We start from the raw sequence: 15,588 nt of genomic DNA on the forward strand, positions 1-15,588 counted from the left end.
CCGGCCGATTCACGGTCCGGGGCCCCTAACATCGGCCGCGTGTGCGCATATGTGCTGGTCGCGGAGGACGACGAGAAGCAGGCGGAGTTGATACGCCGCTCGCTGCTGGGCGAGGGGCACACGGCGGCCGTGGTCCACGACGGCCGGGCCGCCCTCGACGCGGTCCGAAGACGGCGGCCCGACCTCGTCGTCCTGGACCTGATGCTCCCGGTGGTCGACGGCTTCGGAGTGTGCCGGGCGCTGCGGGAGGACGACGACGTCCCCGTTCTCATGCTGACCGCCCGGTCCACCGAGGACGACGTCCTGCTCGGCCTGGAGCTCGGCGCCGACGACTACATGACCAAGCCGTACAGCCCGCGCGAGCTCATGGCCCGGGTCCGTACGGTGCTCAGGCGCGCGGGACGGCCCACGGACGGACTGCGCGGCGATCCGGTCGTCAGGGCGGCGGGGATCGCGGTGGACCCGCTGCGGCACACGGTCCTGTGCGACGGCTCGCCGGTGGACTGCACCCCGGGCGAGTACGAGATCCTGCTCGCGATGGCAGCCGAACCCGAACGGGTCTTCTCCCGGCGGCAGTTGCTGCATCACACCCGGGGCATCGACCGGGCCTCGACCGAGCGGGCCATCGACGTGCACATCATGAACCTGCGCAAGAAGATCGAGACGGACCCGCGCCGGCCGACGCGTCTGGTGACCGTGTTCGGCATCGGGTACAAGCTCAGGGGCGACCGGGCGTGAGCCGCGCCCTGCCCCTGCGCAAGAGCCTGCTGGTGCGGCTGCTGATCACCTCCGTGGTCGTCGCCCTGTGCTCCGTGGCCGCGACCGCCTGGCTCGCGGTGCAGACCACGACCCGGGCCATCCAGGAGGAACAGGGCCAGGTGCTCGCCGAGGACATGGACATCCTCCGGCAGCTCAGCGGATACGCGGCCACCCACCGCGACTGGTCCGGTGTCACCGGGACACTGCGCGCCCTCTCGCACCGCACGGGACGGCGTATCGCCCTGACCGCGGGCGACCGCACCCCCTTCGCCGACTCCGCCGCCCGCGGGACCTCCCTGCCGCCCCGGGCCGCCGCCACCGTCGACCCGCTGCGCACCGACACCTACACGGAACCCGGAGCGCAGCTCACCGGTGTCGACCCGCGCGCGGTGGGACCGTACCGGCTGACGGCGAACGAGCGCCTGAAGGTGGCCAAGCTGGCCGTCGTGCGCCAACTCTGCTTCGAGCGCAACGGTGTCCGGACCCGCACGGAGGAACTGCCGAGCGGCCGGACCGTGTTGAAGGGCGTGGACGGGACGCTCGACCCCGGCTACGTGCCGACCGAGTGCGCCGACGGGAGGCTCAACACCCCGACCCCGACCGAGCGGAAGGCCCTGGACGCCCTGTCGGCGCTCAGCCGGGCGTGCCTGGACCGGCACGGGGCGCACCTCGACCACCCCCTGGCACTGCCGCTGGAGGCCGCGAGCGGAGCCACCGCGGTTCCCTATCTGACGGGCAAGAGGCCGGTCGACCGGGACGGGCCACCGGCCCGCACGGCGAACGCCTGCGTCGCCGAGGCCCGGCGCACCCAACTCGCGCCCTACGTCGCCCCGGTGGCCGAACTCTTCCTCGGCACGGGGGACAGGCCCGTCCCCCGCTTCGACATGTCGGCCGCCAACAAGGCCAAGGTGTTCGGTGTCGCCGGACTCGTCCTCGCCCTCACGGTGGCCGTGACCGCGCTGGTCGCCACCCGGCTCGTACGCCCTCTGCGCGCGCTGACCCAGGCGGCGCAGCAGCCGCCGGAGCGGCACGTGCGGGTGCCCGTCACCACCCGGGACGAGACCGGCATCCTGGCGCTCGCCTTCAACGAACTGACCGAGCGCCGCGAGCGGTTGGAGGAGCAGCGCAAGGCGATGGTCAGCGACATCGCGCACGAGCTGCGCACGCCGCTCACCAACATCCGCGGCTGGCTGGAGGTGGCCCGCGACGGCCTCGTGGACCCCGACCCGGAACTGCTGTCCTCCCTGCACGAGGAGGCCGTGGTCCTGCAACGCGTCATCGACGACCTCCAGGACCTCGCCGCCGCCGACGCGGGCACGCTGCGACTGCACCGCGAGGAGGTGCGCGCCGACGAACTCCTCGAACAGGTCGCCGCGGCACACCGGGTCGGCGCGGAGAGCGCCGGCGTCCGGCTGGTCACCGAGGTGACCGGTGCGCCGCGGCTGGACGCGGACCCGGTGCGGATGCGGCAGGCGCTCGGCAACCTGGTGTCCAACGCGGTCCGCCACACCCCGGCCGGCGGCACGGTCACCCTCTCCGCGCACCGCGAGGAGGACGAGGTCGTGTTCGCGGTGGCCGACACCGGCGGCGGCATCGCTCCCGGAGATCTGGACCGCGTCTTCGACCGGTTCTGGCGGGCGGAGAAGTCCCGCAGCAGGCGCACCGGCGGCAGCGGCCTGGGCCTCGCCATCGTCCGGCAGCTGGCCGGTGCCCACGGCGGAACCGTCCTCGTCACCAGCGAGGCCGGCGCCGGCTCGGTCTTCAGCCTGCGGCTGCCCCGCACCCAGGAGCCCGCCACGCCCACCACCGGTTCCGGCTGACGGGCCCGTGAGAGACCGTCAGCGGTGTCAGCGGAACACGTTGTCGGAGTCGTCCAGGATCGACGGATCGCCGATCGACGCCTCCCGGGGAAGGCGCGAGGAGGTCTGGTACATCGCCTCGATCTCGGCCGCGTACCGCTGGGCGATCGCGTCCCGGCGCAGTTTCAGCGAGGGCGTCAGCAGCCCGTTGGACAGGTCGAAGGGTTCCGGGAGGACGCGGAAGACCCGGATGGACTCGGAGCGGGAGACGGTGCTGTTGGCCGCCGCGACCGCGCGCCTGACCTCCTCGCGCAGCTCGTTCTCCTCGCGCGCGTCCCGGGCGGGCGACTCCCCCTTGGCCCGGGCGGCGCGCCAGTGCGACAGGAACTCGGGGTCCAGGGTGATGAGGGCGCCCACGCAGGGCCTGTTGTCGCCCACGACGGCCGCCTGGTGGATGAGCGGATGGACGCGCAGCCGTTCCTCGAGAGCCGCGGGGGCCACGCTCTTGCCCCCGCTGGTGATGATGATGTCCTTCTTGCGCCCGGTGATGGTCAGATAGCCGTCGGAGTCGACCCGGCCGAGGTCCCCGGTCGCCAGCCAGCCGCCCCGGAACGAGGCGGCGGTCGCCGCGGTGTCGTTGATGTAGCCCTGGAACACGGAGGGCCCCCACACGAGGATCTCCCCGTCGTCGGAGACCTGTATCTCGGTGCCCGGCAGCGGTCGGCCGACGGTGCCGAACTTCTCCCGGCCGATGGGCTGGGCGGTGATTCCCCCACTGGTCTCCGTGAGCCCGTACCCGTCGTGGACGAAGATGCCGATCCCCGCGAAGAACAGGGCGAGTTCACGATTCAGCGGGGAGCCGCCCGAGACGGCTCCGCACACCCGTCCGCCCAGTGCGGCGCGCAGCCGCCGGTACACCGTCTTCTCGTAGAGGGAGTGCTGGAGCCGCAGATCGAAACCCGGGCCCGGACCCGTGCCCAGCCGCTGCTGTTCCTCGGCCAGGGCGAAGTCCTGCGCGGTGCGCACGGCGCGCTCGAACAGCACGCCCCGGCCCGCTCGTTGGGAGGCCCGCACGAAGTTCTTGTAGATCCTCTCGAAGACGGACGGGACGGCGTACAGATAGGTCGGCCGGAAGGAGAGCATGGCCTCGGAGAGGGTCTCCTCCCGCAGGTCCGGTTCGTGCCCCATCAGGATGCCGCCGCGCAGGCAGATCCCCTGGACCATCAGGCCGTACGCGTGGGAGAAGGGCAGGAAGGCGAGCACGGCCGGCTGGGTGCCCGGCGGGGCCGCCGTCTGCCGCCAGCCCTCGAGCAGCGTGTCGCAGGGGCTCGCCAGGCTGCGATGGCTCAGGGCGCAGCCCCTGGGCTGTCCCGTGGTGCCGGAGGTGTACGCGACGACCGCGGTGGAGTCGGCCAGCACGATCCGGCGCAGCGAGTCGACCGCGGTCGCGGGTATCGTCCGGCCGCGTTCCACCAGCTGGGCCATCGCCCCGGTGTCCAACTGCCAGACGTGGCGCAGGAACGGGAGCGCGGCACACGCCGAGCCGACCGTCATGATGCCCTGCTCGTCCTCGACGACCACACCCACGCAGTGCGCGTCCTGCAGGATCCACGCGACCTGTTCGTGCGACGACGTCGGGTAGACCGGAACGACCTCGGCGCCCACCGACCACAGGGCATAGCTGAGCACCGTCCACTCGTAGCGGGTGCGCGCCATGATGGCCACACGGTCGCCCGGCCGGATGCCGGACCGGACGAACCCCCGTGCCACGTCGACCACTTCGTCCCACAGCTCGACCGCCGTCACCTGGATCCAGCCCCCCGGGTGCCCCTCGGCGCGGCGCGCGAGCTGCGGCAGATCAGGGGTGCTGAGGGCCGCTTCGCGGAGGCTGTCGGCGAGTCCCCCCTGGGTGGGCGCGGCCGGCGGTGCGGAAAGGTGGGACTGATGCATTCGCCGCTCCGGAGTTCTCCTCGACGTGACCTCACCCCCGGAGGCGCCGATGCCAAGGGTTCCCGAATGTAGCCCACACGGGGCGCGGCCCGCGCCCCATTCCGGCATGCGTTCGCCCGCCGCTGAGTCTTCGCCGTTCCGCCTTCCCCTCCGCCCGGCCGAAACACCGTCAGCCGCCCGCCCGGAAGCCGCCCCGGTGGTGCCGGCGCCGTGCTCCGGTGCTTCATCCGTCACTCGGGCGACTGATCACTCGCTCACCCTTCCGGGAAGAGGGCCCGGGCTGACAGACTCCGCTGGTGCGCGACTTCGACATGATTGTCATCGGATCCGGCCCGGGCGGGCAGAAGGCCGCCATCGCCGCGGCGAAGCTCGGCCGTCGGGTCGCCGTCATCGACCGCCCCGACATGGTCGGCGGGGTCTCCATCCACACCGGGACCATCCCCTCCAAGACCCTGCGCGAGGCGGTGCTGTACCTCAGTGGGATCGGCCAGCGGGATCTGTACGGCCAGAGCTACCGCCTGAAGGAGGACATCACCGTCGCCGATCTGACCGCTCGCACCGAGCACGTGGTCAGCCGCGAGGTGGACGTCATCCGCAGCCAGCTCTCCCGCAACCACATCTCCCTGTTCGCCGGCATCGGCCGCTTCGTGGACGACCACACCGTCGCCCTGGTCGAGGCGAACGGCAACGAGAAGCGGCTGAGCGCCGACCACATCGTCATCGCCACGGGCACGCGTCCGGCACGGCCCGAGTCCGTCGCCTTCGACGGGCGGACGATCATGGACTCGGACAACGTCCTGAACCTGGAGCAGGTGCCGCGCTCCATGGTCATCGTCGGCGCCGGTGTGATCGGCATGGAGTACGCCTCCATGTTCGCCGCCCTCGGCTCGAAGATCACGGTCGTCGAGAAGCGGGCCGGGATGCTCGACTTCTGTGACGTCGAGGTGATCGAGTCGCTGAAGTACCACCTGCGGGACCTGGCCGTCACCTTCCGGTTCGGCGAGACGGTCGCCGCCGTGGAGAGCCACGCCCGGGGCACGCTCACGGTCCTGGAGAGCGGCAAGAAGATACCCGCCGACGCGGTCATGTACTCGGCCGGACGACAGGGCCTGACCGACGAACTCGACCTGGGCAAGGCGGGGTTGTCCGCCGACCCGCGCGGCCGGATCACCGTCGACGAGCACTACCGCACCGAGGTGCCGCACATCTACGCCGTCGGTGACGTCATCGGCTTCCCGGCGCTCGCGGCCACCTCGATGGAACAGGGCCGTACGGCGGCGTACCACGCCTGCGGCGAGCCGGTGAACCGGATGCACGACCAGCAGCCGATCGGCATCTACACCATCCCGGAGATCAGCTTCATCGGCCGCACCGAGGACCAGCTCACCGAGGACCGCGTGCCGTTCGAGGTGGGCATCTCCCGCTATCGGGAACTGGCCCGGGGGCAGATCATCGGCGACTCGCACGGCATGCTGAAGCTGCTGGTCTCGCCCGAGGACCGCAAGCTCCTCGGCGTCCACTGCTTCGGCACCGGCGCGACCGAGCTCATCCACATCGGCCAGTCCGTCATGGGCTGCGGCGGAACCGTCGACTATCTGGTCGACGCCGTCTTCAACTACCCGACCCTCGCCGAGTCCTACAAGGTCGCCGCGCTGGACGCGACCAACAAGATCCGGCAGATCGACCGCCTCAGGGACTGACCGCGGTACGGGACTTCGCGAAGGAACTGCGCGACACGGTCCCGGCGTGGGACCGTGGACACCGGGTCTGGCCCGTCGCTCCCCCCGTGGTGACGGGCCAGACCTTTTCGCCGTGAACGGCCGACGCCCGCTCGCTCACCGCCGGGGACCGCCCGCGGCGGCACCGGACGCGGGCCCGGCAGGAAAGCCGCCGGTGCCGGAACTATCGTGAGGAACGGCCGGTCCGTGCCGGAGCCCCAGGACCCGACGGGACCGACTCGACGGCGGCCGTGTGCCGTCCCGAGGAGGAGGATCCTGATGAACGGCACGATGCGCGCGGTGCGCGGCCATCGCAGGGGCGGGCCCGAGGAACTGATCTACGAGGACGCGCCGAAGCCGGTTCCGGTCCACGGCGACGTGCTGGTCGAGGTGCGGGCGGCGTCGGTCACCCCGGGGGAGCTCGGCTGGGACGCGACCTGGACCGACGGCCTCGACGGCGGCAGCCCGCGCCTGCCGGTCGTACCCTCCAAGGAGGTCTCGGGGGTGGTGGCCGAACTCGGCCACGGAGTCACGGAGTTCAGGCCCGGCGAGGCGGTGTACGGCCTGATCCCCTTCACCCGGGACGGGGCGGCCGCCGAGTTCGTGACCGTTCCCGCGGGGGTGCTCGCCGCGAAGCCGGGTTCGCTCGACCACGAGCGGACGGCCGCGCTGCCGCTCGCGGGCCTCACCGCCTGGCAGGGGCTGGCCGACCACGCGGGCCTCACGTCGGGAGCGCGCGTGCTGGTGCACGGCGGCGCGGGCGGGGTGGGCTCGCTCGCCGTGCAGGTCGCGGCCGCGCTGGGGGCCCGGGTGACGGCCACCGCCTCGGCCGGCGACCTGGACTTCGTGCGGGGCCTGGGCGCGGACGAAGTGATCGACTACGCGGGGCAGCGCTTCGAGGACGAGGTGAAGGACGCGGACATCGTCTTCGACACCGTCGGAGGGGACACCCTGGCCCGGTCCTGGGAGGTGCTGCGTCCGGGCGGAGTCCTCGTGAGCGTCGTCGAGCCGCCCGAGCCGCCGGCCGGGGCGGACGCCCGCGCGGTGTTCTTCGTGGTCGAGCCGGACCGCGCCGGTCTGGAAGAGCTGACGGCACTCGTCGAGGCGGGCCGGCTGATCCCGCAGGTCGACCGGATCGTTCCCCTGGAGAGCGCCCCGGGGGCCTACGCGGCCCTCGAACGCGAGCACCGGCGGGGCAAGATCGTACTGCGGGTTTCCTAGGCCCTGGCCGGGCCTGCTTCCCGGGTCCCCGGGCCGGGAAGCAGGCCGCTCCGGGCGTTCCCGTGCCGACGGCGACGGCCACTCCTGTGCCGTGGGGCCGCCGCCCGGGGCCGTCGCTCCCGTTCCGGGGACCGCCCGTCGGACCGTCGCTCCCGTTCCGGGGCCGTCCCCGCGGCCGCCGCCTCCGCGCCGGAGCCGTTCCCGGCGGCAGTCGCTCCGTGCCGTGGGGGCCGTCACACGTGACAGCGGGGGTGAACAAGCGCTTAGATAGTGAGCCCGACCTCGTCCGCGCGCGTGCTGGAGGCCCCGTTGCTGTTCACATCCGTCGACGACGTCTCCGCACGCCTCGCCGACGCGGGCTATCTGGCGTCGCCCGCCGTCGCCACCACGGTCTTCCTGGCCGACCGGCTCGGCAAACCCCTTCTGGTGGAGGGTCCGGCCGGTGTGGGCAAGACCGAACTGGCCAAGGCCGTCGCCGAGGTCGCCGGAGCCCGCCTCGTCCGCCTCCAGTGCTACGAAGGCGTCGACGAGTCACGGGCGTTGTACGAGTGGAACCACGCCAAGCAGCTCCTGCGCATCACCGCCGGCCGGGACGAGACGTGGGACGAGACGCGCACGGACATCTTCTCCGAGGAGTTCCTGCTGCCGCGCCCGCTGCTGACCGCCATCCGCGGCGACGACCCCAAGGTCCTGCTGATCGACGAGACCGACAAGGCCGACATCGAGATCGAGGGCCTGCTCCTCGAAGTGCTCAGCGACTTCCAGGTCACCGTCCCCGAACTGGGCACGATCACGGCGACCAGCCGCCCCTTCGTGGTGCTCACCTCGAACGCGAGCCGTGAGCTGTCCGAAGCCCTGCGCCGCCGCTGTCTCTTCCTCCACATAGGCTTTCCCGAGGAGGAGTTGGAGCGCCGGATCGTCGGGCTGAAGGTGCCCGGACTCGACGAGGCGCTCACCGAGTCAGTGGTGCGGGTCGTCGGGGCGCTGCGGGAGATGGACCTGCGCAAGGCCCCCTCCGTCGCCGAGACCGTCGACTGGGCCCGCACCCTGCTCGCACTGGGCGCCTCCACCCTCGACGAGAACGTCGTGCGCGACAGCCTCGGCGTGATCCTCAAGCACCAGGACGACGTGCTGAAGGCGGCGGCCAAGCTCGACCTGGGCGCCGTGTGAACGCCGCCGCGCCGGCGGACGGTGCCGCCGACCGGCTGACGGGACTCGTCGGCGCGCTGCGCTCGCACGGCGTGCGGATCGGCACCGGCGAGACCGTGGACGCCGCTCGGGCGGTGGCCGCGCTGGGCTTCGCCGACCGCGACCGGCTGCGCGAGGGACTGGCCGCCACCCTGCTCCACAACCCGGGACAGCGCCGGGTGTTCGACCCCGTCTTCGACGTGTACTTCCCGCGCGGCGTCGGCGGGCCGGACGGCGGGGCGCCCGCGGACCGGGAGGAGCTGCGGGACCGGCTCACGGCCGCCCTGGCCGCGAACGACCAAGCCCTGCTGGGGCAGTTGGCGATCGAGGCCGTCGACGGTTTCGGCGGCTACGGGGGCACGGCGGCTACGGACGGCTGGTCCTCGTACCAGACGCTCGACCGGTTGCGGCCGCAGACGCTGATGGTCCGTGTGCGGGACGCCGTCCGTGCGCAGGGGGGCGCGGCGGGGTTCACCGACCGGCTCCTCGAGGACGAGGTCCGGCGGCGCATCGAGGTGTTCCGCGGGCAGGTCGCGACGGAGGCACGGCGCCGGATCGCCGAGCGGCGCGACCGTGACGAGATCGCCCGGCGCGCGGTGGCCCCGACCGCCGACCGCGTCGACTTCCTGTTCGCCGGCCGCGACCGGCTCGCCGAACTGCGCAGGGCCGTACAGCCGCTCGCGCGCAAACTGGCCACCCGCCTCGCCGCGCGCCGCCGCCGGGCCCGCCGCGGCACGATCGATCTGCGCCGGACCCTGCGCGGATCGCTGTCCACGGGCGGGGTGCCGATGCGCCCCGTGCTGCGCAGACGCCGTCCCGTGCGGCCCGAACTGGTGCTGCTGTGCGACGTGTCGGGGTCGGTGTCGGGTTTCTCGGACTTCACGATGCTGCTGGTGCAGGCGCTGCGCGACGAGTTCAGCAAGGTGCGGGTGTTCGCCTTCGTCAACCGGGTCGACGAGGTGACCGGGCTGATCGGGCCCGGCGCCGCCGACCCCGAGGGGCTGAGCGCCCGGATCCGCGCGGAGGCGGCGATCACGGGTTGGCACGGCAGCAGCGACTACGGCGTCGCGTTCGGCGAGTTCGCCGAGCGGTACACCGGCGCGGTCGGCTCCCGGACGACCGTCTTGGTGCTCGGGGACGCCCGTACGAACATGAGTGATCCCAATCTGCCCGCCGTGCGGCAGCTCACCCGGCAGGCCCGCCGCTTCCACTGGCTGAACCCCGAGGCGCGCTCGCAGTGGGGCACGGGCGACTCGGCGGCCCTCGCCTACGCCGAGCTCGTGGAGATGCACGAGTGCCGCAACGCCCAGCAGCTCAGCGCGCTGATCGGCCGTCTGCTGCCCGTCTGAGGCGCCCGCGGGCGCGACGGGGGCGCCAGGTTCTCACCGCGGCCGGCCGTCACGACGCCAGGAGTCTGCGCAGCCAGGCGATCCGGGCGGCGCGGGCGGTCCGGGCGAGCACGGTGTGCGGGGCGAAGGCGTCGAAGCCGTGGAAGCCGCCGGGCCACACGTGCAGCTCGGCCACCCCGCCCGCCCGCCAGATCCGCGACGCGTAGTCGACGACCTCGTCCCGGAAGGTCTCCGCGGAGCCGACGTCGAGGAAGGCCGGGGGCAGCCCGGACAGGTCCGAGGCCCGTGCCGGGGCGGCGTAAGGGGGCACGTCCGGGCCGCCGCGGGCGTCGCCCAGCACGGCGGTCCAGGCGGTTTCGTTGGCCGTACGGTCCCAGGCGCCGACGCCCGCCATCTGGTGCGCGGACGTGGTGTCGTTGCGGTCGTCGAGCATCGGGTACATCAGGACCTGCCCGAGCGGTCGGGGCCCCTCGCGGTCCCTGGCGAGCAGGGTGAGCGCCGCGGTGAGGCCGCCGCCCGCGCTGGCCCCCGCGACCACGATCCGTTCCGGATCGCCGCCGAGCTCACCGGCGTGCCGCGCCGTCCACAACAGACCGGCGTAGACGTCCTCCACCCCGGCCGGATACGGGTGTTCGGGGGCCAGCCGGTACTCCACGGACACGACGACCGCGTCCAGTTCCCTCGCCCACTCCAGGACGAGCTCCACCCCGGCCCGGTTGTTGCCGAGGACCATGCCGCCGCCGTGGGAGTGGTAGATCACCGGGCGGGGCCCGTTCCCCGGGGGCGCCAGGGGGCTGATGACGAGCAGCGAGATGTCGGGAGAGCCCTCGGGCCCCGGCACCGTCAGGTCCGTGGTCGTGAAGGCGCCGCCGTCGGTGAGGTCGTACGCGGGTACGGCGGATTCGGGGACCGCGCGCAGGGCGGCGATGTCCGCCAGGCTCGGCCCGGACGGCGCGGACGGTCCGACCGCCGCGAGCGCGGCGGCCAGCTCGGGGTCGAACGGGGGCGGTACCAACAGCATGACGTCTCCTCGCGCCGAGCCCGGCGGCTCCCGGATCCCATGATCGGGCGCCGTGCTCCCGGACCGGGAGCCGCCGTACGGCGGAACCTGCCCGCGACCCGGCCGGCCATGCGCGCCCCGGTGACGCCCGAAGGCGCCACCGGGGCGAACGGCGGAGCGGGTCCCGAGGGGAAGGGTCAGCCCTCGATGCGGTGCGTCGTCCAGAACGACGTCAGGTCCGTGGTCGTGGCGGCCTGGGCGGCCGCCTTGAACTCGGCCGTGGTCGAGACGCCGTACCAGTGCGAAGTGGCGTAGCTCTTCAGCAGGTTGGCCATCGCGGTGTCACCGAGGAGACGGCGCAGGTCGTGCAGGGCGCACTTGCCGTAGCCGTAGACGACGGTGGAGTAGCGGGAGGAGTGGGCGTCCCAGTACGCCATCGAGTTGGTGATCTTCTCCGCGGACGAGGCCCAGGAGACGCTGCTCCAGCAACTGGTCCCGGTCTTGCCCTGCGCCAGGTCGGTGGCGTAGTCCGTGAACGCCTCGTCGAGCCACGGGCTGTTGTACTCGTCGTCGCCGACGATCCCGTAGAACCACTGGTGGGCGATCTCGTGGGTGAGCGCCGTGGTGCTGACCAGGTCGAGGACGAACCCGGGGTACTCCATGCCGCCGAACCAGTAGTTGTTGTCGATCACGGCGTCCAGCTCGCCGTACGGGTACGCGCCGAAGCGTGCCGCGTGGGCGTCCACCGCGGACTTGGCGGTGGAGAGCATCGACTGGGCGTCGGAGGAGCTGATGCCCGTCACGGAGTAGATGTTGATCGCGGTGCCGGCGGCGGAGGTGCCGGAGATCTTGGTGAACGGCCCGGCGGCCCAGGCGAAGTCACGGACCTTGGAGGCCGTCGCCGTGGTGACCGTACGGCCGCTCGATCCGGCGGTGTCGACCGAGGTGCCGGTGGCCGGGACGAGGAGGCTCGTCGGGTGGTCGAGGGTCACCTTGAAGTCGGCGGCCAGGGAGTAGAACGACTCACCGTTGTTGGTGTACGGGTCCAGGTGCCAGCCGGAGCCGTCCTTGACCGCCAGGACGGGCAGGGCGTTGCCGATGTTGACGAAGGAGCCGTCGTAGCCGAAGCGGTCGGCGCCGCTGGGCACGGTGACGGCCAGGTCGAAGCCGATCGTCGCGCTCTGGCCCTGGGCCACCGGCGACGCCAGGCTGATCTGCAGGGCCGTGCAGCTCACCGAGAGCGAACCGGCGGTGCCGCCGCTGACGTTGCTGACGACGATGGGCATCGCGGAGCAGGTGCCGTGGTAGTTGTCCCACAGCCTCAGGTACACCTCGCTGAGCGCGGTGGAGGAGGCGTTGGTGAAGGTCACGCTCTCGTGACCGGTCCAGCCCTTGCCGGTGGTGTTGCTGGTCAGGTTCACCGTGTACGCGGGGGCGGAGGGCGTACGGGTGGAGTCCGCCGGCGGGGTCGTGTCACCGGAGGTGTTCAGCGCGATGTCGTCGAGGACGAAGCTCGTCTGGAGGCTGGAGTCCTCCGTGCCGGTGAACGCGAGGGTGACGGTCTGGCCCGCGAACGCCGAGACGTCGAACGTCTTCTGGGCGTACCCGGAGGCCTTGTTGAGGTTCGAGTACGTCGCCAGGGTCGTGCTGCCGATCTTCGCCGTCAGCTTGTCGTAGGCCGTCGACGAGGTCGTCTCCGTCGTGTCGATGTGCAGCCAGAACGTGAGACTGGCGCTGCTGCACCCGGACGGGATCGTCACGCTCTGCGACAGCGTGTCGGTGTGGGTCCCGCCGGTGCCGTCCAGCCAGGCGAAGCTGGTGCCGCCGTGGGCACTCTGGCCGGCGCGGCTGGTGATGACGGTGGTCGAGGACTGGGTCCAGGGCGAAGTTCCGCTCTCGAAGCCGCCGTTGGTCACCACCTGGGCGGGTGTGCAGGCGGCCGCGGCGGCCGGCGCCGTGTCCGGTGAGGCTGTCGCGGGGGTGCCGGGGAGCGAGACTGCGGCCAGGGCGGCGACGGTGAGGACGCGTGCCGCCAGGGCCTTGAGGGGGGTCGGTCTCACACGAAACTCCTTTGAGGCGGCCGGGATTCCGGCCTGCTCGGTGGCCGTCCGGGACGACTGGGGTGCGCCGCTGGCCGGCCGCGGCCGCGTGCGGGTGCGCGCGGTCGCCTGGTGAGATTTCCGTGCCGTCGCCCTGGGGTCAGGACGACGGCACCGGAAAGCCTCGCAGATTTGACCGAGACATGCCATCCATCTGCGGAAAGGGAACCGGACTCCCCGTTCGCTCAGGCTCCCCGTTCGCTCAGGGCGGGTGTCAACCGCGCCCATGGATTGGGGAGTTCGCCCGTCACGGGCCCGGCCACCGCCGCACCGCGGTCACGCGCGGTGCGGACGGCGAGCGGGACGAGGGCCTCGGGAACGCCGTAGACGAGATGACAGAACAGCTCGGGCGGGTGGCGTGCGGTCCACACCGGCCTGCTGAACGCCGACACGTAGGTGGACCAGTGGCCCTCGAACGTGACGATCAGGTCGGCGAAGCGGGTGTACCCCGGGGCCGGGTGGACGCCCATGTTCAGCACGACCGGAGCCGTCCCGAGCCGGCGCAGGCCCTGCACCAGCCGCCTGCAGCCGGGCAGCGCCGCCGGGGTCGGCGCCACCCGGTCCAGGAAACACCCCTGCGTTCCGTACCAGTCCCGGTGCCGCGCGACCTCGTCGGCGACGAGCTCCGGATCGCGCGCGCCGTAGTCGGTGTCGACGTAGCCGAGCAGCCGGGCACCCGCCGAGTGCAGCGCGTCCGCCGCCGCGGTGAACGCGGGATCCGGGCCCTCGCCCGGCCCGTCGGCCGGGTTGATGACGACCCCGTACGTCCGGTCGGCCGCCCCGATCAGCCGGTGCCAGGAACCCGGGTCCTCTCCCGGATGGACGTACAGCGGAATCAGCAGGCTCATGGCGTCCGGCCGTCTCCGGCCCGCGGTAGGGGACCGGTCCCCGTCACGGCCGTCCAGAGCGCGGCCAGCGAGTCGTCGAGCGTCAGCTCCGGCCGCCAGCCGAGGGCCTCCCCGGCGGCGGTGATGTCGGAGCACTGCCACGACACCTCGCCCGAGCGGGCCGAACCGCCGCCGTTCTCCTCGATGCGCCCCCGGAACCCGGCCACGCGCGCCAGGCCGCACACTAGGTCGCGCACCGGGACGGCCTTGCCGCCCCCGATGTTGAGGATCCGCGGCAGCTGTCCGGAAGCCGTCGCCGCGGCGGCCGCCGCCCGTGCCACGTCGCGCACGTCCACGAAGTCGCGGTACGCCGAGAGGTCGCCCAGCCGGACGACCGCGTCCGGGTCCGGACCGGCCTCGCGGAGCAGTCCCGCGATCCGGCCCGGCAGCCCCGTGGACGGCGCGCCCGGACCCACGGGGTTGCCCACCCGCAGCACCACCGCGTCGAGGCCGGAGGTGGTGACGGTCACCGTGCCCGCGAGCTTGGTGGCCCCGTACGGGGTCAGGGGACGGGTGGCCGCGGACTCGGCCGTGACGGTGTCCGGGACGCCGGGACCGTATTCGGCGGCCGAGCCCAGATGGACCAGCCGGGCGGTCGGTGCCGCCTCGCGCAGCGCCGCGCAAAGAGCCGCGGGTCCACGGGAGTTGACCTCCGCGAGGGTCACGGCGTCGCCGCCGGTCGCGCCGGCGCAGTTGATGACGGCGTCGGGTTCGGCCGCCGTCAGGGCCGCGGCCAGCCGCTCCCGGGGGGCGGTGGCCAGGTCGATGCCGAACTCCGCGGCGGGCGAGCGCCCGGCGCCGAGCACCCGCACGCCCGTGAGGGTGCGCAGGTGCTCGACGACGTGGCCGCCCAGATAGCCGGTGAAGCCCAGGACGAGAATGCGCATGCGGTGGTCAGGCTCCCTTGAGCAACAGCGACTTGCGGGTGGTGAACTCGGCGTTGGCCCGGTCGTAGTCGTCCGGGCGGCCGATGTCGAGCCAGTACCCGTCGAACTCGTAGGCGTGCGGCTCGTCGCCGCTTCGCAGCAGGTCGAGGACCAGCTCGTCGAAGCCCAGCGGCAGCCCCGGTGTGTAGCCCTCGAGCGTGGAGCGCGACAGGCCGTACACGCCCATGGAGACGCGGTAGTCCATGCTCGGCTTCTCGGTGAAGGCGACCACCTTGCGGTCGTCGGTGGTCAGCACGCCGAAGTCGATGCGCACCTCGCGCGCGTACGTCGCGATCGTCAGCGGCGCGCCCGAACCGCGGTGCTGCCGCAGGACGTCGCCGAAGTCGAGATCGGTGAGCACGTCGCCGTTCATCACGAGGAACGACTCGGGCAGCCGGTCACGCATGGTCAGCAGCGGCCCCATGGTGCCGAGCGGACTCTCCTCGGTGGAGTAGTCGACGGCCACGCCCCATCGGGACCCGTCACCGACGTAGGCGCGGATGATCTCGCCCAGGTGGCCGATGGCGATCGTACAGCTGGTGAAGCCGGTCGAGGCGAGCTGGCGCAGCACGATCTCCAGGATCGCGTGCTGGTCGCCGATGGGAACGAGCGGTTTGGGCAGCGCGGTGGTGTAGGGCCGCAGCCGGACGCCCTTGCCTCCCGCGAGAATCACTGCGTGCATGGGGTTCTTC

The 15,588-nt window shown here is 72.6% G+C and carries 12 protein-coding genes; 6 read left to right on the top strand and 6 right to left on the bottom strand.

What is annotated here, in order from left to right; translation table 11 throughout:
• Nucleotides 1–39: 39 nt before the first annotated feature.
• On the top strand, nucleotides 40–738 hold the full coding sequence (locus CW362_RS01725) for a response regulator transcription factor (RefSeq protein ID WP_103547462.1): 699 nt from the start codon (nucleotides 40–42) through the stop codon (nucleotides 736–738).
• Nucleotides 735–2,579, top strand: coding sequence for a sensor histidine kinase (locus CW362_RS01730; RefSeq protein ID WP_103547463.1), 1,845 nt, complete (start codon nucleotides 735–737; stop codon nucleotides 2,577–2,579). Before CW362_RS01725 ends, CW362_RS01730 begins: the two co-directional genes overlap by 4 nt.
• 27 nt (nucleotides 2,580–2,606) lie before the next feature.
• Here the strand turns inward: CW362_RS01730 and CW362_RS01735 are convergent, their stop codons facing one another.
• A complete protein-coding gene (locus CW362_RS01735; RefSeq protein ID WP_103547464.1) occupies nucleotides 2,607–4,508 on the bottom strand; it encodes an AMP-dependent synthetase/ligase in 1,902 nt (633 codons plus the stop codon).
• Between the two features lie 296 nt (nucleotides 4,509–4,804).
• Here CW362_RS01735 and sthA point away from each other — a divergent pair, with 296 nt between their 5' ends.
• The 4 genes from sthA (at nucleotide 4,805) to CW362_RS01755 (ending at nucleotide 9,984) form a co-directional block, all read left to right on the top strand.
• Nucleotides 4,805–6,208: a Si-specific NAD(P)(+) transhydrogenase gene (gene sthA, locus CW362_RS01740; protein ID WP_103547465.1), complete on the top strand. Its 1,404-nt coding sequence runs from the start codon at nucleotides 4,805–4,807 to the stop codon at nucleotides 6,206–6,208.
• A gap of 297 nt (nucleotides 6,209–6,505) precedes the next feature.
• Nucleotides 6,506–7,447 (top strand): NADP-dependent oxidoreductase, encoded by a 942-nt coding sequence (locus CW362_RS01745; protein ID WP_103547466.1) that lies wholly within the window; start codon nucleotides 6,506–6,508, stop codon nucleotides 7,445–7,447.
• Between the two features lie 312 nt (nucleotides 7,448–7,759).
• Nucleotides 7,760–8,617 carry an AAA family ATPase gene (locus tag CW362_RS01750; protein ID WP_103547585.1) on the top strand — a complete coding sequence of 286 codons (858 nt, stop codon included), beginning with the start codon at nucleotides 7,760–7,762 and terminating at the stop codon, nucleotides 8,615–8,617.
• Nucleotides 8,614–9,984 (top strand): vWA domain-containing protein, encoded by a 1,371-nt coding sequence (locus CW362_RS01755; protein WP_103547467.1) that lies wholly within the window; start codon nucleotides 8,614–8,616, stop codon nucleotides 9,982–9,984. Before CW362_RS01750 ends, CW362_RS01755 begins: the two co-directional genes overlap by 4 nt.
• Nucleotides 9,985–10,033: 49 nt before the next feature.
• On the opposite strand, the gene CW362_RS01760 is transcribed toward CW362_RS01755, so the two are convergent.
• The 5 genes from CW362_RS01760 to CW362_RS01780 form a co-directional block, all read right to left on the bottom strand.
• A complete protein-coding gene (locus CW362_RS01760; RefSeq protein WP_103547468.1) occupies nucleotides 10,034–11,005 on the bottom strand; it encodes an alpha/beta hydrolase in 972 nt (323 codons plus the stop codon).
• 176 nt (nucleotides 11,006–11,181) lie between these two features.
• The gene (locus tag CW362_RS01765; protein WP_103547469.1) at nucleotides 11,182–13,044 is read right to left on the bottom strand and encodes a M1 family metallopeptidase; all 1,863 of its coding nucleotides are present in this window, start codon (nucleotides 13,042–13,044) and stop codon (nucleotides 11,182–11,184) included.
• Between the two features lie 224 nt (nucleotides 13,045–13,268).
• Nucleotides 13,269–13,931 carry a spherulation-specific family 4 protein gene (locus CW362_RS01770; RefSeq protein WP_103547470.1) on the bottom strand — a complete coding sequence of 221 codons (663 nt, stop codon included), beginning with the start codon at nucleotides 13,929–13,931 and terminating at the stop codon, nucleotides 13,269–13,271.
• The gene (locus tag CW362_RS01775; protein ID WP_103547471.1) at nucleotides 13,928–14,857 is read right to left on the bottom strand and encodes an NAD-dependent epimerase/dehydratase family protein; all 930 of its coding nucleotides are present in this window, start codon (nucleotides 14,855–14,857) and stop codon (nucleotides 13,928–13,930) included. The genes CW362_RS01770 and CW362_RS01775 overlap by 4 nt, the downstream gene beginning before the upstream one ends.
• A gap of 7 nt (nucleotides 14,858–14,864) precedes the next feature.
• The gene (locus CW362_RS01780) at nucleotides 14,865–15,578 is read right to left on the bottom strand and encodes a sugar phosphate nucleotidyltransferase (protein WP_103547472.1); all 714 of its coding nucleotides are present in this window, start codon (nucleotides 15,576–15,578) and stop codon (nucleotides 14,865–14,867) included.
• Nucleotides 15,579–15,588 lie beyond the last annotated feature (10 nt).

The organism is Streptomyces populi (genome assembly GCF_002911015.1).
GTDB classification, from domain to species: Bacteria; Actinomycetota; Actinomycetes; order Streptomycetales; family Streptomycetaceae; genus Streptomyces; species Streptomyces populi.

What these genes read in the sequence shown, in the direction of transcription:
- CW362_RS01735 (WP_103547464.1), bottom strand. Translation starts at nt 4,508, where the DNA reads ATGCATCAGTCCCACCTTTCCGCACCGCCGGCCGCGCCCACCCAGGGG.
- CW362_RS01745 (WP_103547466.1), top strand. Translation starts at nt 6,506, where the DNA reads ATGAACGGCACGATGCGCGCGGTGCGCGGCCATCGCAGGGGCGGGCCC.
- CW362_RS01760 (WP_103547468.1), bottom strand. Translation starts at nt 11,005, where the DNA reads ATGCTGTTGGTACCGCCCCCGTTCGACCCCGAGCTGGCCGCCGCGCTC.
- CW362_RS01770 (WP_103547470.1), bottom strand. Translation starts at nt 13,931, where the DNA reads ATGAGCCTGCTGATTCCGCTGTACGTCCATCCGGGAGAGGACCCGGGT.
- CW362_RS01775 (WP_103547471.1), bottom strand. Translation starts at nt 14,857, where the DNA reads ATGCGCATTCTCGTCCTGGGCTTCACCGGCTATCTGGGCGGCCACGTC.
- CW362_RS01780 (WP_103547472.1), bottom strand. Translation starts at nt 15,578, where the DNA reads ATGCACGCAGTGATTCTCGCGGGAGGCAAGGGCGTCCGGCTGCGGCCC.